Here is a 26628-nt window from a genome sequence, read left to right as displayed (position 1 = left end):
ACAAAGCCCACAGGCATGTCAGTTAATTTTTTTCTTAAGGTGAAATTTTTCTGGATCACAGAAACGTGAAAGATGTAAAATATCAGCGCGAGGGATTTGTTGAGGATCGACGCGAATGCACAGTCCAGAGCTTATGGCGGGTGCCGAAAACCTGTTGTTCAGATGCGGTGGCCTGACGGCGGGCGACCAGTTGCTTGTGGTCTGCGAAGATGCGGCCAACGGGTATTACGATGCCGAGATCACCGAGGCTATCGTGGACTGCGCCCGGGAAAACCGGATCAAGACCGCAGTTCGAACCCTTGCATTTGATCCCATGGGTTCATCGCTGCCAGCGGATCTGAAAACGGCGATGGAAACGGCGGATCGCACCTTGTTTCTGTCCCGCACCGGCGATCAGATTCGTTTCGACGCGGGAATGAGGGACGTTCGACCCATCATGTCATATGCGCTGGACGCCGGAATGCTGGCCTCGGGTTTTGGGCGCGCCAACTACACCGGGTTCGTTGAACTGAAAAACGCGGTCAACCGGCTGCTGGCCAGTGCCGGGCACATCCACGTAACCTGCCCATTGGGCACCGACTTCGCTGGCCCCGGCGCCGCCTTCCCCCCAGCAGGTGCCGCGGATGTCAGCGTGGCGCGTTTTCCGATGTCGGTCTTTGCCCCGGTTCCCGTACAGGGGTTTTCCGGAGTGCTGGTTCAGGACGGGTTTCTGGTCGGCACCGGTTCGAAATTCTACGAACCATACGGCTGTGATCTGCGCGAACCGCTGACCATACGGTTCGAAAACAACCGCCTGACCGGCTTTGAGGGCCATCCCATGGATGTGCATTGCGCGCAGATGCATTACGAAAAAGTCGGCAAGATGTTCGACCTTGACCCCCTGACCATGCATTCCTGGCACGCAGGCATCCACCCGGGCTGCGCCTACAAGACCCCGGCCCGAAGCAATTTTGAACGTTGGAGCGGGTCGGCCTTTGGCAATCCGCGTCTGCTGCACTTTCACACATGCGGGCATTACGCGCCGGGTGAGATTTCGCTGAACGTTCTGGACCCGACGATCCGGGTGGATGGCGTTGCGATCTGGGATGCCGGTGTTCTCCGGGCCGATCTGTTGCCCGGTGGGGCTGAAATTCTCGACCGGTATCCCTGCATCAAAGCGGTGTTCGACGCCCCGGCCCGACACGTGGGCCAGGGCGCGAACGGGCGCTTGTCGGCCTGATGATCAGCCGGCCTGCTGCGCGATCAGCTTTGCAACCCGTGCGCGAAACCGCATCGCGCCTGCGTCCAGCCCGAGGTTGATATAGCCGGTCTTGCGCCGCGCCATGCCGGTTTGAACGTGTTCCAGAACCTCTTTGTCCTCGTTGAAAGCCATGACCGCGCCTTCGAACATGCGCTGCGACATGGCTGTGTCATCCGCGTGCATGTTGCGGTGCTGGAACCAGAAATACCGAGATGTTTCCGCATCTACCGGTGTGATGAAGTTGTACGAAATATTGACAAAGGCATTGGGCGACATCGGCCGGTCCGCCCCTCCTTCTCCGGCCGGAGTGTAAATGGACATGTTGATCGCAGTGGACGGCAGACGGCATTCGTAATGCTGCTTGCGGTCGCAGCTTGGCCCGAACGGCAGTATCGGCGCATAGTAGGGCGGCGCGGGTTCATCCGCGATCCAGCGCGAAACAATGACGCCGCTTTCGGTTTCTTCAAGATCCAGCGGGCGGTTGTCGGTTCCCGCCCCGGCAAACGAGGTCAGATGCACCCAGGCCACATGGCTTGGATCCAGCAGGTTATCGATAATGTAAAGGTAGTGGCACGCCATCTCCATCGCACCGGTCCGGGTCCTGCCCCAAGACAGGCTGTCGAAATTGGGGATGTCGATGATATCGTCTGTGCTGGCTTTGTCCGAATCCCCCATCCAGAGCCAAAGAAATCCCCAGCGGTCTTCGGCCGGGTATGCATGCACGGCGGCGCGGCGCGGAGGATTGTCCAGCTGTGTCGGGGCGCTGACACATTCACCGCCGCAGCCGAATGTCAGACCGTGATAGCCGCAAACCACATGATCCCCTTCGATGGTGCCCCGAGACAGCGGCAGCTTTCTATGCGGGCAAGCATCCTCCAACGCGATCGCTTTGCCCGCTGTGTCACGATAGATTACGATCTCATCGCCCAGCATTCGCACGGCGCTCAGGCTGCGGCCAAAATCCTCGGACCGTCCGGCGACGTACCAGCTGTTGCGAATAAACCCCTCTGCTCCGGCCAGATCAGGACGCATGTTTCTTACTCCGAAAACTCATCAAAAGCCTTGAGCGCCTTGGCGCTGTAGGCATAGGACGGCCCCCCGCCCATATAGGTGGCCATGGCCAACGCCTCGCACATTTCTTCGCGGGTGGCGCCCAGCCGAACCAGCGAACGCACGTGGAATCCGATGCAGCTGTCGCAGCGGGTCGCGATCGCAATGCCGAGCGCCATGAACTCTTTGGTTTTCTCGCTCAGCGCCCCGTCAGTCTTGGCCGCCTTGCCCATGATGCCAAAGCCGCGCACGGTTTCCGGCACTTCTTTCGAGAAGGTTCCGATATTGGCCTCGGTCTCGGCCATGAAATCTTTCCAGTTCATTTCTTCACTCCTTATCCGCGCTCGTCCGCGCCCATGCGACGCTCCAGCCAGCGCACCCCGGCTGAGATGATCAAAACCAGGATCAGGTATTCAAAAATCAGCAGGGTATAGATTTCCAGCGGGCGGTATTCCGTCACCACCAGTTCATTCGCACGGCGGGTCAGTTCCTGCATCCCGATGACGCTGGCAAAGGCGCTCATCTTGACGATGTAGATGAACTGGTTTGCCAAAGGCGGCAGAATGCGCCGGATCGCCTGCGGCAGGATCACATAGCGCATGGTCTGCACATAGTTCAGCCCGATGGTCTGCGCCGCCTCGCGTTGTCCACGCGCAATGGATTGAATACCTGCGCGATAGATCTCGGCCGTAAAGGCGCTGTCTGAAATCGCCAGCGTTATGATTGCCCCCCAAAAGGGATCGATGGGGATGTTCAGACCCATCGACTGAAACACGATGGGCAAGCCGTAAAACACCCAGAACAGCATCGGCAACAGGGGAATGGCGCGGATGAACTCCACGTAAACCCGGTTCACAACCCGCCAGCCACGTTTTTCGGACAATCCCGGCAGGGCGACCAGCAATCCGATGACGATCGACAGAACGGCGGCGATCAGGGAAATCTGGATCGTCGCGCCCATCCCCGAGATCAGGAATTTCACATTGGTCCACCCCGAGGCCGTGGTCGGATCGATAACGTACCAGCCCCAGGTCTGTGACGACGAACAGCCTGCCAGCAGAAGCAGAGGCAATATGAGAAGAAGTTTTTTCATCGGCCGCTCTCAGTGTTGCAGGATCTGGGACAGGAATTTGCGACACCGATCGGACTGAGGATTGGTGAAGAAATGTTCGGGGTTGCCTTCTTCGACGATTTCACCGGCATCCATGAAGATCATCTTGTCGGCCACCTTTCGGGCAAACCCCATCTCATGCGTGACAACCACCATGGTCATCCCCTCATTGGCCAACTCGACCATCACGTCCAACACTTCCGAGATCATCTCGGGGTCCAGTGCCGAGGTCGGCTCGTCAAACAGCAGCACACGCGGCTCCATGCACAGCGACCGGGCGATGGCGACGCGTTGCTGCTGACCACCCGACAACTGAATGGGCTTTTTGTCGGCCTGATCGGGAATGTGCACCCGGTCCAGATAGTGACGTGCTTTTTCCTCTGCCTCTTTGCGGCCGAGACCGCGCGCCTTGATCGGGCCCAAAGTCAGGTTTTCCAAAACGGTCAGATGCGGGAACAGGTTGAACTGCTGGAACACCATTCCAACCTCGGACCGGATCCTGGCCACGGATTTCTCGTCATCCGTCAACTCGATCCCGTCTACGCGGATGGTTCCTTTCTGATGCTTTTCCAACTGGTTGATACATCGCACAACGGTGGATTTTCCTGACCCGGAAGGCCCGCAAATCACCACCTTTTCGCCGCTGTTGACCGTCAGATTGATGTCCTTGAGAACGTGAAACGTGTCGAACCACTTGTTCACGCCCACAAGTTCGATTGCGGCGTCTGGCATAAGATGAACTGCCCCTGTTTTAGTCCCAGTATAATATTTTCTTGAGGTTATCTTTCCCTTTGGGCTTAAATCAATGAAGAATACGGCCACAAGATCGAAACGCCACCAACGGGAGAAACCGATGAACACTTTTTGGAAAGCTGCGGCAGCCGCTGCGTTTGGACTTGTCTTGTCAGGCGCTGCGCAGGCGCAATCGGCACTGAACGAGGTGCTGGATTCCGGCGTGCTCAAGGTGGGCACCACGGGCGATTGGAATCCCATGTCGCTCCGCGACCCTGCAACCAACAGCTACAAAGGGTACGACATCGACATCATGAACGAGCTGGCCGCCGATCTGGGGGTCGAGGTCGAATATGTCCCCACCGACTGGAAAACACTGGTCAACGGTGTGGTGGCAGGCAAGTATCACCTGACCGGATCGGCATCGATTTCGCCGCCGCGCATGAAGGTCGCAGGTTTTTCCGACAGCTATATTTCGGTGGAACTCTTCCCCTATACGACCAAGGACAAGGCCGACAAGTTCGACGGTTATGACTCGATCAACCAACCCGGAGTAAAAGTCGCGACCACCCTGGGCACAACATTCGAAAAGCGCGTCCGCGAATGGTTCCCGAACGCAGAAATCAAGGTGGTCGAGGCCCCGGCCCGCGGTTTTCAGGAAGTAATCGCAGGACGCGCGGATGTCTTCATTACGTCGAACATCGAAGGTTCGACCCTCGAGGCGAAGTTTCCGGTGGTACGCGTGAAGAACGCAGGCCCGCGTTCGCCGTCACCCATAGCGATGATCCTGCCACAGGCCGATCAGGTGTGGATCAACTATGTAAACAACTGGATCGAAGTCAAAAAGGCGCAAGGGTTCTTCGAGGAAAATCGCAAGAAATGGGGTCTCTGACTCTTCTCGGATCACCTTGATTCCCAAACGCCCGGCCCGGTCGCCGGGCGTTTTTCAATTGTCGCCCGACACGGCCTTGGCAACCACGGTGACAAAGCTGACCGTGTCAGTTTTCAACTCCAACGGCCCATGAGTGGCGTTTGAATCAAAACTCAGACTGTCGCCCGGCCGCATGTGATAAGCGGCTTCACCGCAGCCATAGACCATCTCGCCGGCGGTGACGTGGATGAATTCTACACCCTGATGTTGGTAAAGCGGGCGTTCGTCCAACGGACCTTCCAATGTAACGCTGAAACTCTCGAAACTGACATGTTTCGCTTCCGCCCGACCGATCAGCTTATAACTGTGCCCGAAACCGGTGCCCAACCGTTGCACGGTTACACCTTCACCCGCAGCCACAAATGACACATCCGTGCGTTCAACCGTGCCGGCAAAGAAGTTGATCAACGGAACGCCGATTCCGCCGGCCAGGGCCTCAAGCGTCGCCAGTGAGGCTGACACCTGACCGCGCTCGATCTTGGAAATCATCGCCGTGGACACGCCGGACCGCTGAGACAGTTCGGCCAGAGTCAATCCGGCCAGCGCGCGATGCGTTTTCACTGCGGCCCCGACCAGGTGATCCAGCGGCGGTTTTTCGGCGGAAAGCACAGGTGAATCTTCCATTTGCGAAGCCTATCGACACGTATGAAAAAGGCAAAAGAAATGTCACCGAACCACTCGCACCAGTTCGGCGGCAAACTCTCAGCGTCCGTTCAGGATGTCTCCTGTAAGATCATTCAACTTTGCCAACCCGTTGCGCAGATGATCTTCGGGCAGGGCCGAGCTGAACCGAAAATGGTTCTCGACCCCGAACCGTGACCCCGGAATGACCAGCACATCTTTTTCGCGCAACAGGCGCATGCTGAACGCCTCGGATGCGATCGGTAGATTGAACCGCACGAACGACATGGCCGACGCCTGAGGTGGTACAACGGAAAACACCCCCTGATGCCGCGCCAGTTCTTCCGTCAGAACGTCGAACCCCGTGCGGATCAGACGGCGCGCGCGGGCCTTCAACTTGGACCGTGCCGGTTCGGCAAGCGCCTTGTCCGCCAGCTCCATCGACAACATGGATGCCGCGATCGAGGCATATTCGTGCCGCCGCCAACAGTGCTGAATGATGTCTTCGGGCCCAACCAGCCATCCCAGCCTCAGCCCCGGAAGCCCATAGGCCTTGGACATGGAATTCACCACAAGAACCCTGTCCGTACTTTCCCAGAACGAAGGGGTTTCTGTGTCACCTTCCCGCTCGGTTCCGGCATAAACCTCGTCTGAAACGATCCAGGCGCCAACGCGCTCGGCAGCCGATACGATACGGGCGCGATCCGCTTCGGTCAGAATACGGCCCGTTGGATTGTTCGGGTTCACCACATGGATGATGCGGGTCCTGTCATCGACCGCCCGCTCAAGCGCCTCTGCGTCTATGGCCCACTCTTCGGATTCGATCAGATCTACCCAACGCACTTCGTTGCCTAGATTGGCGGCGTTTCCTGAAATCTGTTCATAGGTCGGTCGGAAACACACAACATTGTCGCCGGGCTCCAACAAGGTGTTGGCCACCAGAGTGTTCGCTTCGGTTGCGCCGACCGTGACCAATACCCCATCTGCCGAGGCCCCCGGATACAAGCCTGCGACGGTGTCGCGCAGGGATTGCTTTCCATTGACTTGCGGATAGTCGATCATCGTCTTCAGCAGAGCGCCGAGATCAATCCCGGCCAGTTCTACCAATCCCTGCAACGACATGGGATGAACGCCGCTTTCCGAGAAATTGAAGACCACCCCGTGTTCCGTCTCGGACAGGAACTGTTCGACCCGAAATGGTTGAAAATTTCGGTTGATCATGATGCATCCTTTGCTGGGCCGTGCTGCGCACCTGACAGCCTCAATCGGCTGCGTTTACATGAACCGTTCTGATACTGGGATCGACGCGGCTATAGGCGGCCAGCAAACGTGCCGTCCACTTCTGTGCAATGTAATCAGCCATGAACCGCGAGGGGGCAACCAAAATGACGCGCCCCCCTGCCCTTTCCGACTCGGACAGATGCTGGAACCAACTTGCCCACAACTCGGGATCGCGCCCGTGAAGGATTGACTGCACCTGCGACCAGACATCCTCGGGCTTGGCTTCGGGGGTGTCGATTTCTGGCCCCTGGGGTTTTGCCGCGAAAGGCACGACATTTGTAACGGGCTCAGAATCCTCGGTCATCCGGGCCTGGAAATCGGAACCTATGATCGACCAGACCTCCTGTGTATCGATCATGATCTGTTTGAGGTCGATTTCATAGACCGCGACCCGACCCCGTGCAGCAGGCCGTTTGACCGTTACCCAACCTAATGCGCGAAATCTGGCCATTTCGCGCTTTACAGTCCTTTCATTCACTGACCAAAGGCGCGAAATTTCTTCGCGCCCAATCGATACTTCGTTGTTTCGCCAGTTATATCGTGTCGTAATCAATGCGATGATACGAAGTACGCTGCGTTGCCGATGCTTGTCGCCTGACAACGCATATATGGTGAGCGCAGAAAGTATATCGTATTTTAAGGCCGCCGCATTTCGCCCGACCGGTTTAGCCAGCTGCATACCCGTTCTCACCGCTCTGTCTGCCTCAGACGGGTGTGTCCCGCCGTTCTTGCGCTGTTTGCCAACGCTTTTCGTCATCTTGGCCTAATTAGCGTCCAAAGCTTCGATTCTGTCAAGAAGAGTCTGAAACAGGTCAGAAAATTGCGCCAATCCAGATCAAAAAATAAAAGAAATCTGGTGAAGTATTGGTGATGGGGGACATTCTGTATGACCCCTTATTTGCCTGTTATGTCCCCCTATATGTCGCCGGTCCTGGAAGAATGCCCCCCTAAATACGGTTGAGGACGTGTTGCGAATCGTCACCCTTCTTCTTCTGCACTGCCGAATCGGCGATGGCCTTGCAGGGCCTTGTTTTCTTACCCGTGGGTAAGATTTGAGTTTCATCATATTTTCTTTTGCGTAAAGCGCAAATCGGGCGTAAATAAGAAACGAACATAAATTTACGTTCCAAACAAAGAGACATGAGGCATGTACACGCACGAAGACCTGAATGCATTGCGCAATCAATCTCTCAAACTCCAGGGGTGGATTCGTCAGCAGACCTTTAGCCCGGAGATGGAGAAGACACTCCGCCGGTTTTCGAGCTGGGAAGTGTCCGAGCTGATCTTCCGGGTCAACCAGTCAACCTTTCGCGGAAAGCTGGCCGCTGATCCGTCTCTGCCCGGAGGCGAGGTTGAGCCCGAGGGGCGGCAGCGCTGGTTCAGCCTGGAAGAGGTGAATGAGTTGCGGCGGCGGCTCAAGGTGAACCGCAAGTCCCTCATGCCGCCGCGTCCCGAGGGCAAGCGGGCTATTCGTGCAGCCGTGGCGAACTTCAAGGGCGGGGCGGGCAAGTCAACGGTGGCATTGCATCTTGCGCATGCCGCCGCGCTTGATGGGTACCGTGTTCTTGTCGTTGACTTCGACCCGCAGGCCACGCTGAGCCATTCAATGGGCCTGACCGATGTCGCCGAGGATTACACTGTCTGGGGGATCATGGCGCGTGACCTGATCCGCGAGACCGAGCGCATGAACAACCGGCCTGCCGCGGCCGAGTCCGGCACCGCCCTGCCCCGCCGGGAATTGCCCCCGGCGATCACCGATATGGGGCTTGGAGATCTGCGGATCAGCGATTTCATCAGACGGACGTCTTGGTCCACCATCGATGCGATACCTTCCTGCGCGAACGCAGCCTTCGTCGAATTTGCCTCGGCACAGTATCGCCACTTGAACCCTGAATGGTCTTTCTTTGCCGCAGTGTCCCGGTATCTGGATCAAATTCCCGACGACGCCTATGACCTGATTCTGTTCGATTGCCCGCCGGCCATTGGGTATCAGTCCATGAACGCGGTGTTCGCGGCAGACATGTTGTACATCCCGTCCGGACCGGGATACTGGGAATACGACTCGACCACGTCCTTTATAGGTCAGCTGGCAGAAGCTTTGGAGGACCTGGCCTACGGGTTCGACAAAACCTTACCCACGGGTAAGATTGGTCTTCCCAAAACCTTCTGCGAGCTGCGGTTCCTGCTTACACGGTACGAGCCCGGAAACGCGTTGCATCTGGCGATGTTCGACGCGTTTCAGAAGGTTTTCGGAGACCACGTCGCCCAGCACCCTGTTGAAATGACCCGCGCGGTCGAACAATCCGGCCGTTTTTTGAGCTCGGTTTACGAGATGGATTACCGAGAGATGACCCGTGAAACCTGGCGTCGGGCCCGCTCGACATTCGACAATGTTTACGAAGAATTCCGGGGAGTGATGCTGTCTGCCTGGGACAAGCTGGAGGATGACGCATGAGCCGCAAGCGCAGAATGTTTGATATCGACCTGCCTGCAATGGATGACATTCCTGTCGGCAAGGTTCCGGACAAGGTTCTTGAAAAGCGGCGGGGCCCGATGGCTGCGGCCATTTCGGAAAATGCCGATGCGCTGCGCGACCAGCAATCGACGGAAGAAACCATTCGAGCAGAAAACGATCGTCTTGCGCATGAACTTGTGCGCCTGCGTTCCGAAGGTCTTGTGACCGAACGCGTAGCACTGGATGACATTCTGTTTGAAAAGCTGACGCGGGATCGCAAACCAGGGCCGGATCCGGAACTGGACGAGCTAAAAGCGTCAATTCAGGAAATTGGATTGTCCAACCCCATCCGACTTGAGCGACGCTCAGATGGACGATTTGAACTGATCCAGGGGATGCGGCGCCTGTCTGCCTATCGGGCGTTATATGAAGAAACGGGCGATGAGTCCTATGCCGGAATTCCAGCCGGAATTTCAGAGGCGGGCGATCTCGACAGCAGCTACCGGCGCATGGTGGATGAGAACCTGATCCGCAAGGATATCTCGTTTGCGGAAATGGGTGCTTTGGCACGCGCGTATGCCGAGGACCCGGCAAATGATTGCCCGGATGTAGACAAGGCGGTGTCCACGCTGTTCAAATCCGCCAGTTACACAAAGCGGAGTTACATTAGGTCATTTGCCAGTTTGCTGATGATGTTGGACAAGGTTCTGAAACATCCGAACGACATTCCGCGCAACGTAGGCGTAGAGCTGAAGCGCAAACTGGATGCAACGCCCGGTTTGGTGCGCCAGGTGAGTGCCGCGGTCATGAGCGAGCCGGACCGTGACGGAGCGCGTGAGGTTGCTATCCTCAGGTCATTTCTGGGCGCGCCGGAAACAAGCGTGGCGAAGAAGGCTCCGGTTGAAAGCGCCGATAAACCACGACGTGCAAAGACCACGTTTCAGGTATCAGGGCGGGCAGGGATCGCCAAGTGCTCGGCATCCAGTGGTCGAATTGAGTTGAGATATGATTTGGACTTTACGCGTGTTGATCGCAGCAAACTTGAGGCGGCAATAGCTGCTTTCATCGATGCTCTTCCCGAGGAAGACGATCTTACCCACGGGTAAGGTTTGGTTTGAAGGTCTGAGAAAAGGCGCCGGTCGAATCCGGCGCCGTTGTCTTGTCGCAAAAGCCAGGGCGTTCTCAGCAGTGGATTCCTGCCATATGTCTTCTTGCCTTGAAGCTGTGACCTGAAACCGGCGGGGCAGGGACTTGAGGTCGAGGCATGTGGAATCAGCCATTAACGTTGGTTCTGGAACAGTCGGTTTCGCGGAGTGCTGTCGGGGCCTAACATCACGGCGTCTTGTCCGGGTTCGTACGTTCAGGTCACGGTAGGAGCCGCGATTCTGGCTCGAGATTGCAATTTGCAATATGTGACGCGAGAACACGGGTGACATGGCGGCCACTCTGCGCGCAAATCGGCGGGAAATCAATAACACGTAATAAGGGATACTTATCAAGTGTAAAAGCAAATTTAAAAGGCGGCGGATGTAACGAGCAAAAAAGCAAAATTTTGCGCGGCGAGGGGGTAGGGACCTGCAACACATCCACTAAAACTAATCATTTTTTCGAGGAAAGATCAGCGTCGTTGCCAAAAACACTACAGCCGAGACACTAAACCCGGTGGAGGCCAAGCCTAGCGGCTGAAAAGGACTGTTTCCCGCGTAAAACACAAAGACCACAGCTGCCAGGCCACTAACTTGCGTTAGAATAACGCCGATGGCGCTCACTTTTGGCCAAACTGTACCGAGCAATGGCCACAGCGCCAGTGTCGCAATTGATGCGCTCAAGGTGACCAATGGAAGGATCGTTCGAGTACCAAACTCGGTCACAGCAATTAAAGTGGCCAGGGCCATAATAAGCAAAACCAGAACTCGCGAAATTGTGGAATTGCGCACTTCGTCGCCAGATTGCGTTGTTTGTGACAGAAAATCGCGCGACACGATTGATCCGGACGTCAATACAATGCTGTCAATCGTGCTCATGGCGAGAGCAAGAATAGCGACGATAAGAATAGTTCCACCAACTGGCCATAGCGCAGACAACGCGGCCGGTACCAAGCGATCCGGATCAATTTGAACATCGCCAAAGTGCACCGTCGCGGCCATCGCCGTAGCTAGAATGCAGAGTACGACAACGAAATAGGACAGACAGCTCATGGTAGCGACGCACCGGATGCGAGTTTCCTTTCGCGCCATCAACAGGCGCTGGAACATGTGCGGCCAGAGAAAGAACGCAAATGACCAGGACAGACAGTTATCTATGAAGGGCGGTAAATTGCTTGCGGAGAATACGATCTTGTCTGGCATTGACAGGCTAATTTGGGTGAGAACCTCAACTGCTCCCCCTTGCGCACTGATCAGAACAAAAGCGGCGGCGAGTAGGAATATGAGGATGATGATGCCCTGCAGAACATCGCTCGCGACGACGGCTCTTGCACCACCAAAGAAAACGTAGACCGCGATGCCGAGTGCACAACTCATCACTCCAGTTTCAAACGGGATTTGACCGCCGGAAACTCCGGCGAGAATTTTGCCGACGCCGACAATCTGCGTGGCCAGGAACGGGAGCAGCGACAGAAGTCCCAGCAGGGCGGCCAATAATTGAACGTTCCGGGATCCGTAGTGACGGCCGAAATACTCGGCCTGGGTGACACTTCCACCTTGGCGTCCCTGCTTGGCGATCGTTGGTCAAAAGGACCAAACGAGTGCTGACGTCACAAAAACTGCTACAAACATCTGCGAGAATAAAACACCACCAGTGTAGAATAGCGCTGGGGTTCCGGTGACTGCGAGAGCATTCACCGCGGAGGCAACGAGGGTGGCCGTCAGGGCAAACATGCCGATATCGCGGTCAGCGAGATAATAGCTCTCGATTGTTCCGCGGCGCTTCGATCTCGCCCAAATAGCAACGCCGATATGCGCTAAAAAATATACCGCAAGAGCGTAGCCAGTAGCTGCGTTCATAGAAGTTGACTACCCGAACGAGCATGTGTTTTACCAAATTGCTCCTTTCGGGCCCTCAAAATTTCATTGTAGTTACCGACCTCGCGTTCAAGCAAGATAACGGTTTGGGGTGCCTTAGGTATCCCGGTCGGGCGTTCGTGCGAACGATCCAAACGCCGGACGGGAAGAAGCCGTGTCAGATTGCAGTCTCGATTTGCTTTGAAGAGTTCGAACAATCTCAAAATACTGTTTCGTTGGTTTCGATGAGGCCTGTAGATGATCTTGGCTTAGTAAGATTGAAACTCATATCGTCCTTGGCGGTGTGCACGGTTCCAACTTAACTTACAAGAGGCTTGCATGGTTTCGGTCAGCCAAGAAACTTCCCGTCTCTTGGGCGCCATGCTGGTGTAACCGGTAAGACGATGGCTAAGGTGCGATATTTGTAGTCCGTCTCAAAGGTATATATCTGGTAAATCGACTTACTCCCCGAACTCCGACCGCAATATCTGCCAAAGCACATCCAAAGATTTGAAGCGGTGGTTTCTTCGGCGCGCGAAACAGATATTCCATTGAATTTCAGTCTGAGTGGCTACCTGTTTAAGGCGTTCAAGTTTTGCATGTTCCGCAAACGCTTCGGTCATACCGCCACAGACAATGTCGCATCGGCACGCCAAATCGATGAGCATTCCATAATCGTCGCATTCGATCTGAGGGAGTCGCTCCGCAAGTTCACTAGCTTCGGCATCACCTCCAAGGATTTCTGCAAACGTTGCCCGCCAATGCTTATGCAAAAATGGTGCCATCAGTGGCTGCCGAAAGAGTTTGTCTAAAGGCACCGGTACTTCTGCGTGAATAGGATGCTCTGGTCGCGCCCAGAATGAAACGGGCCTACGGTGTGCTACCTGGATCTCAAGGTCACTCAAGTCCGGTGTATGGGTAAGGTCGCATACGGCAATGTCGATGCGGCCGCTGCGCAGAGCTTCTAGCGGCTCTTTGGTGGCCCTCACATCGATCCGAACCCGCAGTCCGGGCATCTCAGAAAGGAGTTTTTCGAGGCTGGGGGAGATAATGGTTCGCGTCGTCAGTGGCCCACACCCGATCGCAAGAAGACTTGCGCCTTCATTGCGCAAAGCCGCGACGCCGCGTTCAAAGGCATTTCCGGCCGTGTCCAAATCGGATAAGAGCTGAAGAAACTTTTGCCCGGCATCAGTCAGAGTGGTCCCGTTTCGGCTGCGCTCAAATAGACGTTGTCCCGCATATTCTTCTGCTAGTGAAATCCGACGAGACAATGTGGCTGGCGAAACCCCGGCAGCTGCGGCTGCTTCACGAAAGCCTCCCAATCGCGCGAGAGCTTTAACGGCAACGGCCAACTTCGTGTCAATCATGTTTGTTGCCCTTCGACGGCCACGGATACTGTGGCGAGTTTCCATGCGACAATCTGGGCCGCAATATCAATTTCAAAATTTTACACACTCGTTCCAAAAAGTGAAACCTTGGCTGCAGGCTATCGCAACGACAGCTCTAATACGCAACGATAAGCTGTGTTGCGCTTCTAGAAGTGCGCTTAAAACGGCAATTGTTGTGAGTTTGGTATGAGACGATATTTCCCCCAGTTTTTCGCTTTGGCGGCGCTTGGTTTTTCATCTGCGGCTGCGCAAGAAGATAACCGCCCAAATTTCCTGATTCTGATTGCTGACGACATGGGTTTCTCTGACGTCGGTGCATTTGGCAGCGAGATTGAGACACCAAATATCGACCAACTCGCAGCACAGGGGATGTTGTTTACCAATTTTCACGTTGGTGCATCCTGTTCACCGACACGTACAATGCTCATTAGTGGTGTAGACAACCACCTGGCGGGTCTGGGCAACATGCTTGAGATCCAAGCCGACAATCAATTTGGAAAACCAGGGTATGAAGGGCACCTGAATGACGGCGTAGTGACTGTCGCCACATTGCTGCGTGACGCGGGCTACCACACCTATATGGCCGGGAAATGGCATCTGGGGCATGATGAGGACACCATTGCTTATGCGCGTGGTTTTGATCGATCCTTCATGCTGGGCGAAAGCGGCGCGGACAATTGGGTTGAACAGCCCTATGCGCCATTTTACGAGCGCGTTCATTACTATGAAGACAACGAACTCGTGTCTTTGCCCACTGAAGACTACTTTTCAACTGAGCACTACACCGACACCATTATCGACTACATCGACAGCAACATAGATGATGGAAAGCCTTTCCTGGCCTGGGTGGGCTATCAAGCGGTGCACTATCCCCACCAGGCCCCAAAGCCCTACATCGACAAGTATGACGGTGTCTATGACAGTGGTTTTGCCGATTTGCGTGAAAAACGGTTGGCCCGTCAGGTGGAACTTGGAATCGTTTCTCCGGAGGTCGCTCTCGACACTTCAATGGACAAAACCAGCTACGAACCTTGGCGGCTTGAGGATTGGGACGCGCTGTCCAGCGAAGAGCAGGCTTTCCATGCCCGTCGGATGCAGACCTATGCGGGAATGCTCGACAACATGGATGAAAACATTGGAGAGATTTTCGCCTATCTCGAGGAAAAGGGTGAACTGGACAACACTGTCATCCTGTTTCTGTCTGACAACGGACCAGATCCTAACCAACTGACGCTCTCACCCGACTACCGTGAGTGGTATGAGACCAATTACGAGACCGTTTGGATGGAAGACTACGAGGGCGACTTTTCGTCGATGGGACAGAAGGGTGTCTACGCAGACTATGGTCCGAGTTGGGCAGCAGCTGCAGCGACACCAGCCAGTTATTACAAAACCTTCTCTACAGAAGGGGGTCTGCGTGTCCCGCTGATTGTGCGTTACCCGGAAATGGTAGCCGCAGGCACAAAGATTGAAAGCTTCGCCTTTGTCCTGGACGTTGTCCCTACCTTGCTCGAGCTGGCAGGTGTTGAGACACCAGGCTCGACCTATGACGGTCGCGAGATCAACCCACCCAGTGGGATTAGCATGGTGCCAGTTCTAACAGGTGCGCTCGATACGGTCCGCAATGAAGACAACCCAGTCGGCTACGAGCTGGCCGGTTCCAGTGCTGTGTTCAAAGGACGCTACAAGCTGTCCCAAAATCCACCGCCAAAAGGCACAGGAGAATGGGAACTCTACGATACCATTGCTGATCCGTCCGAGATCAATAACCTGGCTGCTGAGATGCCGGACCTCGTCGCAGAGATGCAGGTGTTTTTTGATGAATACGCCGAAGAGGTCAATCTCGTCCCGGTGCCAGAAGGCTACAACCCGTTGGAGCAAACTGTAATCAACGCGCAACGCGGAGGTGGCTTGCACTGAAACAATAGCAGCGTTCCAAGTCGTTGGAATGCTGTGGCGTAAGATCGTCGATCTGGTCAGGTTCTGGGTGTCCAAGCCAGACCAGATGCGGCCAGCTTTTCAATCTTAACTCATCGACAAAATGGGACATATGTTTCGGCTATTCTCTAGTGTTACCCTGATTGGCTTCTTGCTTTTGGTCGGGCCGCTGCACGCGCAGGTACCGACCACGTCATCTACGGATTCACCCGCGGCGGTCTCAATTCCCGAAGACTTGACGCCCGAGCAAGTCGACGATCTGGTTGCACGCATGTCTGATGATCAGGCATGCGTCATGAACGCTCAACCAACACCACCACAAGGCTGGACCTTGGCGAATGCTCCAGTGCCCACTGCGGCACAAAATGACCCCCGTGCTTCCCAATCGACCCGCACATCGCCTTGAAATATGATACAAAAGATGGCCATCCGAAGTGTCCTTGAGCAGAACCGGGCCAAAGCGGAAGCAAGCGCGTGAGTTTTGCGGCGATGGCCAACCTTCCAAAAAGGACAGACGCGACACCGCCATTCACATCAACACGGGTCCCGTACGCGCCATCCTCTCGACGACAGATGCGCAGCCGCAACCAGCGAGTTTATGCCTGCTTCGACGATGATCGCGACAGGGTTCATGCCGCTTGGCCTTTGACCGCGAATGAAGCGACTGTTTTCAGCGCTCCGTCTAGCGCTGCGCCCTTTTCATCGCCAAGCGCGGCCTCTCGCAATCGCCGAACCCAGTCGGCAGCATCGTCGCGCCCCTTCAACATATCAATCGCGCCTATTACTCGGTCGAACTTGGAATTCGACCGCTTATGAGTATCCGAATACCCTTTGATCAGGCGACGGCAGCGCAGAACCTCTGCCGCCAGCCTGTAATCGCTCCCGGCAAGATTCAGCGCCAAACCGAGCCAGCTTTCCAGATGCTCCATCTCTTGTGCATGGCGCAGGGTTTTCAACCGCCATCCGCGCAATCCACCGAGGATATGCAGCATGAGGAACCCGCGGAAACTGTCCGAGCGTACTCGCCGGCTCTTGTTGAACAGCCGGTCAACCAAGGCCATACGACTTGGGTTCACCTCCCATCGGCGACCCATCCTGGCGGGTAAAAGCCCGACGATTTCTTCCGCCCTTGGATGCATGAACTCGGTAATTTGCAAGACCGAACCGGGAGCGGGGCGTATTTCGTTGCGCAGCCGGTCAAAGCGGGATGCCCGCGTTTTCAGGTCGGCCACTCGGATGACATCGTCATAGGCCATCGCTTTGGCGATGTACTTCGCAGCCTCATTGGAAAGTTCCCAGTTGTGTTCGGCACTGTCGATTTGATGCACGCGCATCAAGTGATCAAGGTAGTCGCTACCATAGCTCGGCCCCTGATAGTCCACGACGGCCTGCAATCCCACCGTGGCCATTGCGTGAACCGCTTGAGGAATTTCGCCAAGACGGACAATCAATTTGTCCCAATCGCGTTGCAGGCGACACGGAGAAGTTGCGCTCTTGAGTTTTTGGTCACTGCCTCGCCCCGTTCCAGCTGGGTGTTGTATGCTCTCAACGCTGGCAAGCGCATAGGCCTCATCAAATGCACGTAGACTGGCCTCGACTCCCTTGCCACCTCTGCGGATCGAAGCTTCAAAGGCTTCGCGCGGGAAGGGTAATGCCCGTGATCCGGCCAGTGCCCCAAGCAACGAGGCTGAAATCACTGAGCCATTTTCCACGGCAACCCGTTCCAGATCAAACAGGAACAGCCTGTTCGCTGCGATCTCGGCTGCCGCCAGCACCTGGTCTGGTCCGATCACCCCGTCTCCCGGAACGGTTTTCTCTGCGATTGAGATTACGCGATGCGTCGAGCCGATCAGAACGGTGCGGTCCGGAGTGACAAAGCCCCGCATGATCGCTCGGCCGGTTTCCATCAGTTCCGCCCCGACAACGATATCCAAATCTCCCTGCGACGGGGCCAGCGAAAAAACTGGGGTCTGTTCGCTTTGCGGCGCCATCTCTATGTAATAGACGGTTGAACCGGTGCGCTGAGCCACCCCCGCAACAGACGTCGCCTGGCAGACATAACCTTGGCTGCGTGCAGTATTTTCAATCCAACCGCCCAGAACGCCGCCGCCCTGACCGCCAACGGCCAAACAAGCCATCTTGATGATTTCCCCACGGGTTTGTACGTGGTTGTCGGCTGACAGATTGTTCATCACACTCATGCCTCGCCTCCCTTGAATTGGATCCGTTTTTTGTTGCGCCGGCTTTGAAGCCAACTGATGACACTGCTGCGCCAGTTGGCGATGCGCCGGTCCCAACCGCTTGGGTTATGGATGACATCTGCGCGATAAAAAGACGGACACAGAACGGCGGCATCTGCGACTTCGCCGCAATTTCCGCAGCCCACGCAGGTCTGATCAATCGACGCGACTGGATCATCGCGCAATGGATCATCCAAGTGTTTTAATGACAAGCTCGGGCAACCGGACAGCCGCATACAAGCGTGATCGCCTGTGCAAACATCTTCATCGACGCCAAAACGGGGAACTTCGACCCGTGTGCCGTCCTTGATCGCAGCGGCGCGAGCTGGTTTTTCTCGGCGCTGACGGTTCAACATGCATTCCGACGACATGATGATGACCTTTGGACCACTATAATCGGTCGTCAGCGCCTCTTTCATCGTGTCGCGTACTTTGCCGACATCGTAGGTCCGGTCAATTTCGCGCACCCATTTCACGCCAATCCCACGAACAGCATCCGCGATTGAATTATTGGTGGCGTTTCCAGTGCTATTGGCGCGCGAGGAGAGGACATCTTGTCCGCCGGTTGCGGCGGCATAAAAGTTGTCGACGATTACCGCTACGGTGTCGGACTTGTTATAAACCATGTTGCCGATGGAGGAGTTGAGCCCATTGTGCCAGAACCCGCCATCCCCGATGATCGAGATGGCGCGTTTCTCTCCACCGCCGCCAAAGGCCGCATTCGACGCCGGCCCAAGCCCATAACCCATTGTCGCTCCACCGATTTCAAACGGAGGAAGAGAAGCAAACAGATGGCAGCCGATATCACCCGAAATCTGGTGTTCGCCTAACTCGGCCTGAGCTAGTTTGATACCGGCAAAAATCGGACGCTCCGGGCATCCAGTGCAAAAGCTCGGGGGGCGTACGGGGATGGTTTTGGACAGGTCTGGAATGTCGTTCTCGGGTGCATTCGGCGCGCGTCCTTGTCCTGGTAACATATCTGGTGCCACGGACTTCAGATAGGCGGCAATTGAATCTAACATTACCTGACCAGTCAGCTCTCCTGTCTGGGGAAAGACATTCTTGCCATAAACCTTCAGGCCATTTTCAGCCCGATAAGTGATTGTCGAAAGCTCCTGTTCGATGAATTCCGGGCTGCCCTCCTCCACAACGAGAATGGATGACTTCCCTTCGCAAAATGCTGCGAATTCAGATTTCACGATCGGATAGGTGACGTTCAGGCAATATATCGGTACCTGGGTATCGCCATAGATATTGGCCAACCCCATTCGCTGAAGGGCTCTGATAACACCGTTATACATTCCCCCTTGGCACACGATCCCCAGCGGTGCCTTTTCAGGTCCGAATATTTCGTTGAGTTTGTTAGAGGAGATATGCTCTTCCGCAGCTGGCAACCGCTTGTTGATCTTGTCCTGTTCCTGGATGAAGGAAAACGGAGGAATGACTACGCGATTGAAGTCCTTACGAGGGTTCGATAGCGCCTGCCGCACACTGAGCTCGGGCTTGCGGTTGTTCTGTGCCTCGAAACTACCAGTAACGTGGCAGGCACGGATACGAACCATCATCATGACCGGTGTGTTCGAGGCTTCGGACAGTTCGAACCCGTCCCCAACAGCTTTGACGATGGATGGAAGGTTCGGGCGCGGATCCATCAGCCAGAACTGCGATTTCATCGCAAACGGATGTGTGCGCTCCTGCATAATCGAGGAGCCTTCACCGTAGTCCTCGCCCACGATGATCAGCGAGCCGCCCGTGACCCCAGACGACGACAGGTTGGCCAGCGCGTCTGAGGCCACGTTGACGCCAACCGCTCCCTTGAAAGCCACCGCGCCACGGATTGGATAGTGTACCGAAGCGGCCAACATGGCTGCAGCCGAAGCCTCGGAGGCATTGGCCTCGAATCTGACGTCGAGTTCGGCAAGTAGGTCACGCGCGTCTGACAGGACATCCATGAGATGGCTGATCGGGGCTCCCTGATAACCACCGACATAGCCGACACCGTTTTCCAGCAGGGCTTTGGTAATCGCCAGAATACCTTCGCCCGTGAAGATTTCACCCTCTCCAATCCGGAGATGTTCAACTTCTTTCTTGAATGATCTTTCGGCCATTTACGTTTTCCGGTCTTTCTTTTCAGGCACAGCTGCCAGCATGGAGTTCAACTAAGCGAGGCGTCAGGCGCCCAGTGACTTGGCGAGGTTGTAACCAGAACCACCGCCCAACCCTGGACCGGGATGGGTAGAAGCGCCGATGTGATTGAGGCCGCTGACTTTGGTCGCGGCGTTGCGGGTGGATGTGAAGCGGCGCCAGACAAAGAACTGGTCGATAGCGCAATCCCCGCCATAGTGGTTGCCATTCACAAGATTGATGTTCATTGCTTCTAGGTCCGCAGGAGAATAGTCCGTGCGGGCAAGCTTAGTTTTGTCATAGTTTCGGATGTATGCGCTCAGGATTGCTTCGATCCAGGCCGCAAAGGCAGCAACTGCCTGCGATGCTCCACCCTTGACAATCGGAGCGCCGGCGGAATGCAAAGCAAATGCAATGACTTTAGCCATCTGCTTGGAATAGGCCGTCTCCGGCGACAGGCCGGCATGCAAGGGCCAGGGCGCCAGAAGTGCCCGGGTCAGCGGGGCCTCAAAATCCTTCTCAAGCCATACCCGAGCGGGTCGCAGGCTTTCGCCGAACCACGACTTAAGGCCTAGAAGACCTTTGCGACGCCATTGACCCAAAAGCAGTCGGGTCGTCTTCCACGACCAAAGCGGCGCGCCGAGCAGTGAAAAGAGAAAATCTGCATCGGCATCAATTTTTCCGGTGGCGACTGCAAGGGTAGTGCCGTCGCCTTGTGCGTAGGTTTCTATGGCGGCCTTGTTCAGATCCGTGCCGGTGGTAAGAACAAGAGATGTTCCGTCTGGGTGCAGAACCGTGGTCGGTTGGGGTGTATGGCAAAGCTCAAGCCCGTGCCGCCCGAGCACCTCTCCCAACTCGCCGAAGGCGGGTGACGTCAGGAACAGCACGAAAGTTGTCGCCATGACGTCATGGTGAAACCCCGGCAGGGTGATCGGTTCGGATTTCAGGCACCCGCCAGGTGTGTCTCCGCGTTCCAGGACCGTCACGCGGTGTCCCTTTGCCGACAACAATGCCACCGCAACCAGCGCGCTGATCCCGGAACCGATGGAAACGTATCTGACAGCCGCCATGAGTGCGTCAGCCTTTTGAGACCAGCGCCATTGCGCGGATCGGGCTACCAGTGCCGTTCCTGATTTTGAGAGGGGCCGCAATCAGGATCGCGCCTTTGGGCGGCAACTCGTCGAGGTTGGCGAGCGAGGCCAGACCGAAGCGATCATTCCTGTGAAGCAGGTTATGAGCGGGGAACATGGGGTCCATATCGCCTGCACAGCCTGCATCAGTGCCAATGCACTGCGATCCCCAACCGACAATGCCTTTTTCAATCAGGTATTGAATGGCTTCTGCGGTCGGGCCCGGCCAATGAGGGCCGGTTTCGTTGACATTGAGGAACTCCGCCTCACTGCCTGCGCGTTTGTCCCAATCGGTACGCATGACGACCCACTCACCGGCGTTGATCTCACCGTGTTTGGCCTCCCAGGCTTTGATGTGCTCCACCGTCAGCAGGAAGTCGTGATCTTCTGTCGATTGCGCTGAACAGTCGATGCAGTTGACCGGAGCAACGACTCTTTGAAGTTCCAGTGTGTCGGTTGCGTTTCGCGGCAGATCCTTGCCGGTGAACCAATGTTTCGGTGCGTCGAAATGGGTCCCCGAGTGTTCGCCCAGAACCATCCAGTTCCACGCACATACCGGCCCATCTTCGTCGTATTCCGAGATCTTGTGGATCTTGACTTTCGGGGTGTTTTTGAACGGTGGTGGCAACTGCAGGATCGGTGTATCCGGTCCCAGATCGCCCGAACAATCGACTATGCGAATGTCACCAGACAGCAGCGCCGCCCCCAAATCCCTCATGATGTCGCCCATGACTGTCCTCCCTCTGTCATGTTTTCTTGTGTCTTGCGTTTCGTCCGGCAGGAGTTGGGCCCGATCCAACGGAACGGGCCCGAACCCATCAGACGCGGTCGTTGCCCTCCCAGGCCATCTTTTCGAGCACGCGGTCGAGCGGCGTGTCGAACATGCGCGAGAAGCTGTTGGAGAGTGCCTTCATCGAAACGCCAATCAAGACCTCCATTGCCTGGGTGCGCGAATAGCCGGCGTCTGTGAATGCCGTGAGGCCCGCTTCGGAAACCTTGCCACGTGTCTCCAGAACCGCCTCTACAAAAGCGCGAAGGGCCTGCATCTTTTCGTCTTCGGCGGGGCTGCCCGAACGCACGGCATCAATAGCCTGCGGATCAAGCTTGGCCATCCGCCCGCCCGAGCTGTGCGCCGCCACGCAATAGGTACAGCCGTTGCGGGCGCTTGCGGTCAGCAGGATGAGCTGCTGTTCGGCAGGCGAGAAGCTGGTCTTGCTCAGAATTCCCGTCAGTGTCAGGTAGGCCTCAAGCACCGCGGGCGAAGCCGCCATCTGCCGATAGAGGTTCGGCAGAAAACCACCCATCTTGGCCTGCACATCCGTCAGGAGCCCCTGGGATCCTTCCGGAGCGGTTTCCGGTGTGAACAGTTCAGTCATGTATTTGTCCTTTTTTGGCGATTTCAACAAGTTCACCGCGCTTTACCTTGCGCGTCGGCGTCATGGGGAGTTCGGCCAGGATCATCATTCGCTCCGGCCATTTGTATTTTGCGACTCCGGCAGACCTGAGCAGCTCGCACATTTCGGCAAGGGTTGCGGCGGCGTCATCGCCTGGCACGATGCAGAGACACCCGCGTTCGCCAAGCTCACGATCGGGAAGTGGGACTATGGCGCATTGTTGAATTGCTGGGTGACGTTGAAGGATTTCTTCGACCTCGATGGGGTTATATTTGACCCCCCCGCGATTGATGATCTCCTTTGTCCGCCCGGTGATCGTCAGAAACCCCTGGGCATCGAGTGTTGCCAAATCGCCGGTCCCGAACCAACCCTGATCGTCAAACGCAATTTCAGTTTCCTGAGGCTTGTTGAGATAGCTCTCAAACAGCGACTCACCGCGCATCTGCAAAGCGCCTTCCATGCCCGGCGCGACCATGCGGCCGTCCTCGTCGACCACACGCAGCTCGGCGCCGGGCGCTGCGCGGCCCGCCGTCGCGAACCGTTTTTCCGGCGGGTCATCAGGTCTGCCAAACGCTCCGGCCTGAAGTTCGCTCATCCCCCAAAGCTGGATAACCTTGCCCTGTGGCATCAGTGCATCCAGCCCGCTTGCCAGGTCGAAAGGAACTGCGGCACCAGACAGGCAAAGCAGTTGAGTGTCTGCAAAACATTCCGGCCCAAGTAGCCCGGCAGACAGGCCAGAAGCGAAATGTGCCGGCGCAGCAAAGACATGGGTGGGAGCAGCGGCTTTCAGATCATCCACCAGACTCCGTGGATTGAACGCTGGAATCAGCTGAATCGTCGCTCCGGCAGCCAGGGCCAGGTTCATTGTGAAGAGCCCGTAAAGATGCGTCATCGGTGCAAGCGAAAGAACTCTGTCGCCTTCACCTATCCCCATTTCATCTGCTGCCGTAACCGCATTGTTCAGAAAGCCCCGGTAGGAATGGGGCACGCCTTTGGGGGCCGCTGTCGTACCAGACGTGTATAGAAGCAGATACCGATCATCCGGGGATGAATGCACCTGATCGCTGGCCTCAGCTGGCGTATCTACAAGAACGTTCAAAGATGTGCAGCCTTCTGGCGCATCGCCCAGAACAATTAGTTCCTTGAGGTTAGGCAAACTCTTCCTGATGCTTTTGACGTCGTTTGCGCGGCTGTCTGCACCTTGGTCGGTGACAATCACAGCTTTGGCACCGGAATCCGCTAACAGCCCGGACAGTTCCTTGCTTCGATAGGGCATATGGAGTGTCTGGACGATTGCCCCACGCGTTGCGGCGGCCAGAAATGCTATCACAAAGGCGCGTATGTTTGGCAATTGCACGCCTATGACATCTCCGGGGCCGATACCCGCAGTTGCAAAACCCGAGCACAGGCGGGCCACCGCACCGGAAAGTTCGGCATAGGACATTGTACCTACGGCATCTTGGAAGGCCACGGTGTTCGGCTGTTCCTGCGAAAGCAGAGATAGCCACCCGCCTAGTGTCTGGTTTTTAGTAACGGGCATCGCTCGTACTTCCCCGATCAGACGTTTAGGTTGTGGCGCCCAGGCGCTGCTTTACGCTGAAGATCCTGCATTCTTTCGCGGGCTTTTTCTGCCTCTCGAAAGGCCTGTACGGCACCCGACATGTATTGTTTGGCCCATGCATCTTCATTGCGCGCCTGGTACCAAGCTGCCGCCTGGTGGGTGAAATACGGGTTCCACAGATGCGGACGCCCTAGCGCCACAAGATCGGCACGTCGCGTGTGCAGGATCGTGTTAACCTGCGCGGCTTCGGTTATTGCTCCCACCGCCATGGTGGCTACTTTGGGGACGTTGCGGACTGCCTCGGCCAGATGCGTTTGGAACATTCGACCGTAAACAGGTTCCTGTTCGGCGATGGTTTGACCAGCGGACACGTCGATCAAATCACAGCCTGCTTGGCTGAATGCTTCTGCAAAGCCGATCAGGTCTGCCTCGCTCACGCCCCCTTCTTTCCAGTCAGTACCTGAAAGGCGTACAGACATCGGCCGGTCGGCTGGCCAGATCGTACGCATGGCCTCGAAAACCTCCAGGGGGTAGCGCAAGCGGTTTTTCAGGCTGCCTCCATACTCGTCAGACCGCTGGTTGGTCAGCGGCGAGAGGAAAGACGCCAGCAGATAGCCGTGGGCGCAATGTAATTCCAGCATATCAAAACCCGCACGCGCCGCGCGTTCGGTGGCCTGAACAAAATCCGCCTTGATCCGGTCCATGCCTAGGCGGTCCAACTCGGACGGAACCTGGCTGACCCCGTCAAACCAGGGTAATGGCGAAGCCGATACCAATGGCCAGTTCTGCGAAGCCTCGGTAATTGGAAAGTCCATCTTCTCCCAACCCAGTTGAGTAGAGCCCTTGCGACCCGCATGGCCAAGCTGCATGGCTACCTTGGCGGCACTGTTGGCATGAATGAAGTCGACGATGTCCTTCCAGCGTGCTTCATGCGTGTCGGTCCACATACCCGGGCAGCCCTGCGTAATGCGCGCATCGGCCGAGGGGCAGGTCATCTCTGTAAAAATCAAACCCATACCGCCGGTGGCATGGCCACCGTAGTGAACCTTGTGCCAATCCGTGGGATTTCCATCCGTGTCAGCACAATACTGTGCCATTGGGGACATTACGACCCGGTTGGAAAGCGTCATCTCGCGCAATTTTAACTTCGAGAACATTGGCGTAGGACGACTTTCGCGCAAATCCTCACCGGTTTCGCGCAAATGGCGCGCATACCATTCGTCGTCGGCTTTTCTGACGAACTCGGGATCGCGAAGGATTAGGTTGTCATAGGTGATCGATTTCGCCCGGCACATAACAACCATGGCGAACTGATACGGTTCCATATCAAAGGACCGTTTCATGTGCTCGAACCATGCTAACGAGACATCGGCGTTGTGCTGAATGATCTGGCATGGGGTCCGGCGCGCATTGTCGTAGGCGCGAAACGCTGCCTGAACATCGTTTTCTGCGTGTTCGATCAAAGCATCGGCCAGCGCGATCCCGCATTCCATCGCGAGCTTGGTCCCCGAACCGATCGAAAAATGCGCACTCGCCTTTGCATCGCCCAGAATGACGATGTTGTCCGTGTACCAGTTCTCGCAAAAGATTCGGGGGAAGTTACGCCAGTTCGATCGGTTAAGAAGCAGCGGATGCCCCTGAAGCTCTTCTTCAAAGATTGCTTCCAGCTTGGCCTTCGACCCCTCTTCGTCGAACTCCTCAAAACCGTGCCCCTGCCAGGTCTCTTCGTCCATTTCAAAGACCCAGGTCGAGCGTCCCTTTTCGTACTGATAGCAATGGGCGACGACATGGCCGTGTTCGGTTTCGCGGAAGAAATAGTTAAACTCGCCCATTGGTCGGGTCGACCCCATCCAGCAGAATCGGTTTGTGCGCCAGGTTGTTGTCGGATTGAACCCATCTGCATAATGTTCGCGAATTGCCGAGTTGATCCCGTCACTAGCGACGATCACATCCGAGTCTGCGAATTGCGTTTTTAGATTGGCCGGGTCGATCACTGCGCTATAGGTCATATGGACACCCAGTTCTTCACAACGTTCCTGGAGGATGCGCAGCAAGGTATGACGCGAGGTCCCGCAGAACCCGTTCCCTGCGACACGCATCTCTTGCCCTTTGAAGCGGATTGCGACGTCATCCCAGTACGCGAACTCGTCCCGGATCTTTTCGAACACCGGTTTGTCGCGACTTAAGAACTCATCCAGAGTTTCATCTGAGAACACGACTCCGAAGCCGAAGGTGTCATCTGCCTTGTTTTGTTCAAAGACTTCCACTTCCCAATCTGGCCGCGCCTTTTTGGTTAGAAGAGCCGTGTACAGGCCGCCGGGGCCACCACCAATTATTGAGATTTTCATGACATTCCTCCTGGCGAATCAAGTGTTCGGCTCAATATGTGTTTTAGCACATATTGTGATTTGTTTTAAGTATAAAGCAATG

22 protein-coding genes are annotated in these 26628 nt (G+C 56.0%); 5 read left to right on the top strand and 17 right to left on the bottom strand.

Features of this window, described 5'->3' with window-relative positions; all coding sequences use genetic code 11:
• Positions 1-115: 115 nt before the first annotated feature.
• Entirely contained in the window at positions 116-1219 is a 1104-nt protein-coding gene (locus ACR3E6_RS18690) for a hypothetical protein (RefSeq protein ID WP_480488691.1), read from the top strand.
• Between the two features lie 3 nt (positions 1220-1222).
• Here ACR3E6_RS18690 and ACR3E6_RS18685 read toward each other — a convergent pair whose 3' ends face one another.
• The 4 genes from ACR3E6_RS18685 to ACR3E6_RS18670 are packed head-to-tail and all read right to left on the bottom strand — an operon-like array spanning position 1223 to position 4133.
• Positions 1223-2272, bottom strand: a complete 1050-nt coding sequence (locus tag ACR3E6_RS18685) for an aromatic ring-hydroxylating dioxygenase subunit alpha (protein WP_480488690.1) — start codon at positions 2270-2272, stop codon at positions 1223-1225.
• Positions 2273-2277: 5 nt separating this feature from the next.
• The gene (locus ACR3E6_RS18680; RefSeq protein ID WP_171636580.1) at positions 2278-2613 is read right to left on the bottom strand and encodes a carboxymuconolactone decarboxylase family protein; all 336 of its coding nucleotides are present in this window, start codon (positions 2611-2613) and stop codon (positions 2278-2280) included.
• 11 nt (positions 2614-2624) lie between these two features.
• Positions 2625-3383: an amino acid ABC transporter permease gene (locus ACR3E6_RS18675; protein WP_171118222.1), complete on the bottom strand. Its 759-nt coding sequence runs from the start codon at positions 3381-3383 to the stop codon at positions 2625-2627.
• A 9-nt stretch (positions 3384-3392) separates the two neighbouring features.
• The gene (locus ACR3E6_RS18670) at positions 3393-4133 is read right to left on the bottom strand and encodes an amino acid ABC transporter ATP-binding protein (RefSeq protein WP_171614720.1); all 741 of its coding nucleotides are present in this window, start codon (positions 4131-4133) and stop codon (positions 3393-3395) included.
• A 121-nt stretch (positions 4134-4254) separates the two neighbouring features.
• Here ACR3E6_RS18670 and ACR3E6_RS18665 point away from each other — a divergent pair, with 121 nt between their 5' ends.
• Positions 4255-5025, top strand: a complete 771-nt coding sequence (locus tag ACR3E6_RS18665) for a transporter substrate-binding domain-containing protein (protein WP_480488687.1) — start codon at positions 4255-4257, stop codon at positions 5023-5025.
• A gap of 54 nt (positions 5026-5079) precedes the next feature.
• Here the strand turns inward: ACR3E6_RS18665 and ACR3E6_RS18660 are convergent, their stop codons facing one another.
• From ACR3E6_RS18660 to ACR3E6_RS18650, 3 genes are all read right to left on the bottom strand, one after another.
• Positions 5080-5688 (bottom strand): helix-turn-helix domain-containing protein, encoded by a 609-nt coding sequence (locus ACR3E6_RS18660; protein WP_171636584.1) that lies wholly within the window; start codon positions 5686-5688, stop codon positions 5080-5082.
• Between the two features lie 78 nt (positions 5689-5766).
• Entirely contained in the window at positions 5767-6906 is a 1140-nt protein-coding gene (locus ACR3E6_RS18655; RefSeq protein WP_480488685.1) for an aminotransferase class I/II-fold pyridoxal phosphate-dependent enzyme, read from the bottom strand.
• 40 nt (positions 6907-6946) lie between these two features.
• Positions 6947-7417 carry a DnaA N-terminal domain-containing protein gene (locus ACR3E6_RS18650; RefSeq protein WP_480488683.1) on the bottom strand — a complete coding sequence of 157 codons (471 nt, stop codon included), beginning with the start codon at positions 7415-7417 and terminating at the stop codon, positions 6947-6949.
• Between the two features lie 696 nt (positions 7418-8113).
• On the opposite strand from ACR3E6_RS18650, the gene ACR3E6_RS18645 reads away from it, so the two are divergent.
• Together ACR3E6_RS18645 and ACR3E6_RS18640 are read left to right on the top strand one after the other, a co-directional pair.
• Positions 8114-9421, top strand: coding sequence for an AAA family ATPase (locus ACR3E6_RS18645; RefSeq protein WP_171118234.1), 1308 nt, complete (start codon positions 8114-8116; stop codon positions 9419-9421).
• On the top strand, positions 9418-10527 hold the full coding sequence (locus ACR3E6_RS18640) for a ParB/RepB/Spo0J family partition protein (RefSeq protein ID WP_171636590.1): 1110 nt from the start codon (positions 9418-9420) through the stop codon (positions 10525-10527). Before ACR3E6_RS18645 ends, ACR3E6_RS18640 begins: the two co-directional genes overlap by 4 nt.
• A 489-nt stretch (positions 10528-11016) precedes the next feature.
• On the opposite strand, the gene ACR3E6_RS18635 is transcribed toward ACR3E6_RS18640, so the two are convergent.
• The 3 genes from ACR3E6_RS18635 to ACR3E6_RS18625 all read right to left on the bottom strand — a co-directional run bounded on the left by ACR3E6_RS18635 (position 11017) and on the right by ACR3E6_RS18625 (position 13790).
• Positions 11017-12144: a sodium:solute symporter family protein gene (locus tag ACR3E6_RS18635; RefSeq protein WP_480489158.1), complete on the bottom strand. Its 1128-nt coding sequence runs from the start codon at positions 12142-12144 to the stop codon at positions 11017-11019.
• Positions 12145-12150: 6 nt separating this feature from the next.
• Positions 12151-12426 (bottom strand): hypothetical protein, encoded by a 276-nt coding sequence (locus tag ACR3E6_RS18630; RefSeq protein ID WP_480488681.1) that lies wholly within the window; start codon positions 12424-12426, stop codon positions 12151-12153.
• Positions 12427-12884: 458 nt separating this feature from the next.
• Entirely contained in the window at positions 12885-13790 is a 906-nt protein-coding gene (locus tag ACR3E6_RS18625; protein ID WP_480488679.1) for a LysR family transcriptional regulator, read from the bottom strand.
• A 207-nt stretch (positions 13791-13997) separates the two neighbouring features.
• On the opposite strand from ACR3E6_RS18625, the gene ACR3E6_RS18620 reads away from it, so the two are divergent.
• Positions 13998-15731 (top strand): arylsulfatase, encoded by a 1734-nt coding sequence (locus ACR3E6_RS18620; protein WP_480488677.1) that lies wholly within the window; start codon positions 13998-14000, stop codon positions 15729-15731.
• Positions 15732-16378: 647 nt separating this feature from the next.
• On the opposite strand, the gene ACR3E6_RS18615 is transcribed toward ACR3E6_RS18620, so the two are convergent.
• From ACR3E6_RS18615 to ACR3E6_RS18585, 7 genes are all read right to left on the bottom strand, one after another.
• Positions 16379-17950: an indolepyruvate oxidoreductase subunit beta family protein gene (locus tag ACR3E6_RS18615; RefSeq protein ID WP_480488676.1), complete on the bottom strand. Its 1572-nt coding sequence runs from the start codon at positions 17948-17950 to the stop codon at positions 16379-16381.
• Positions 17947-20097 carry a thiamine pyrophosphate-dependent enzyme gene (locus ACR3E6_RS18610; RefSeq protein ID WP_480488674.1) on the bottom strand — a complete coding sequence of 717 codons (2151 nt, stop codon included), beginning with the start codon at positions 20095-20097 and terminating at the stop codon, positions 17947-17949. The genes ACR3E6_RS18615 and ACR3E6_RS18610 overlap by 4 nt, the downstream gene beginning before the upstream one ends.
• Before the next feature lie 63 nt (positions 20098-20160).
• Positions 20161-21183, bottom strand: coding sequence for a phytoene desaturase family protein (locus ACR3E6_RS18605; protein ID WP_480488672.1), 1023 nt, complete (start codon positions 21181-21183; stop codon positions 20161-20163).
• 7 nt (positions 21184-21190) lie between these two features.
• Entirely contained in the window at positions 21191-21973 is a 783-nt protein-coding gene (locus ACR3E6_RS18600; RefSeq protein WP_480488670.1) for a cyclase family protein, read from the bottom strand.
• An 88-nt stretch (positions 21974-22061) separates the two neighbouring features.
• The gene (locus tag ACR3E6_RS18595) at positions 22062-22619 is read right to left on the bottom strand and encodes a carboxymuconolactone decarboxylase family protein (protein WP_480488668.1); all 558 of its coding nucleotides are present in this window, start codon (positions 22617-22619) and stop codon (positions 22062-22064) included.
• Positions 22612-24177 carry a class I adenylate-forming enzyme family protein gene (locus ACR3E6_RS18590; protein ID WP_480488666.1) on the bottom strand — a complete coding sequence of 522 codons (1566 nt, stop codon included), beginning with the start codon at positions 24175-24177 and terminating at the stop codon, positions 22612-22614. The genes ACR3E6_RS18595 and ACR3E6_RS18590 overlap by 8 nt, the downstream gene beginning before the upstream one ends.
• A 17-nt stretch (positions 24178-24194) precedes the next feature.
• Positions 24195-26546 carry an oxidoreductase gene (locus tag ACR3E6_RS18585; protein WP_480488664.1) on the bottom strand — a complete coding sequence of 784 codons (2352 nt, stop codon included), beginning with the start codon at positions 26544-26546 and terminating at the stop codon, positions 24195-24197.
• Positions 26547-26628 lie beyond the last annotated feature (82 nt).

This window comes from Ruegeria sp. AL3 (genome assembly GCF_056536065.1).
The sequence above is the reverse complement of the archived record's forward strand: the minus strand, read 5'-3'. Positions and strand labels throughout refer to the sequence as shown.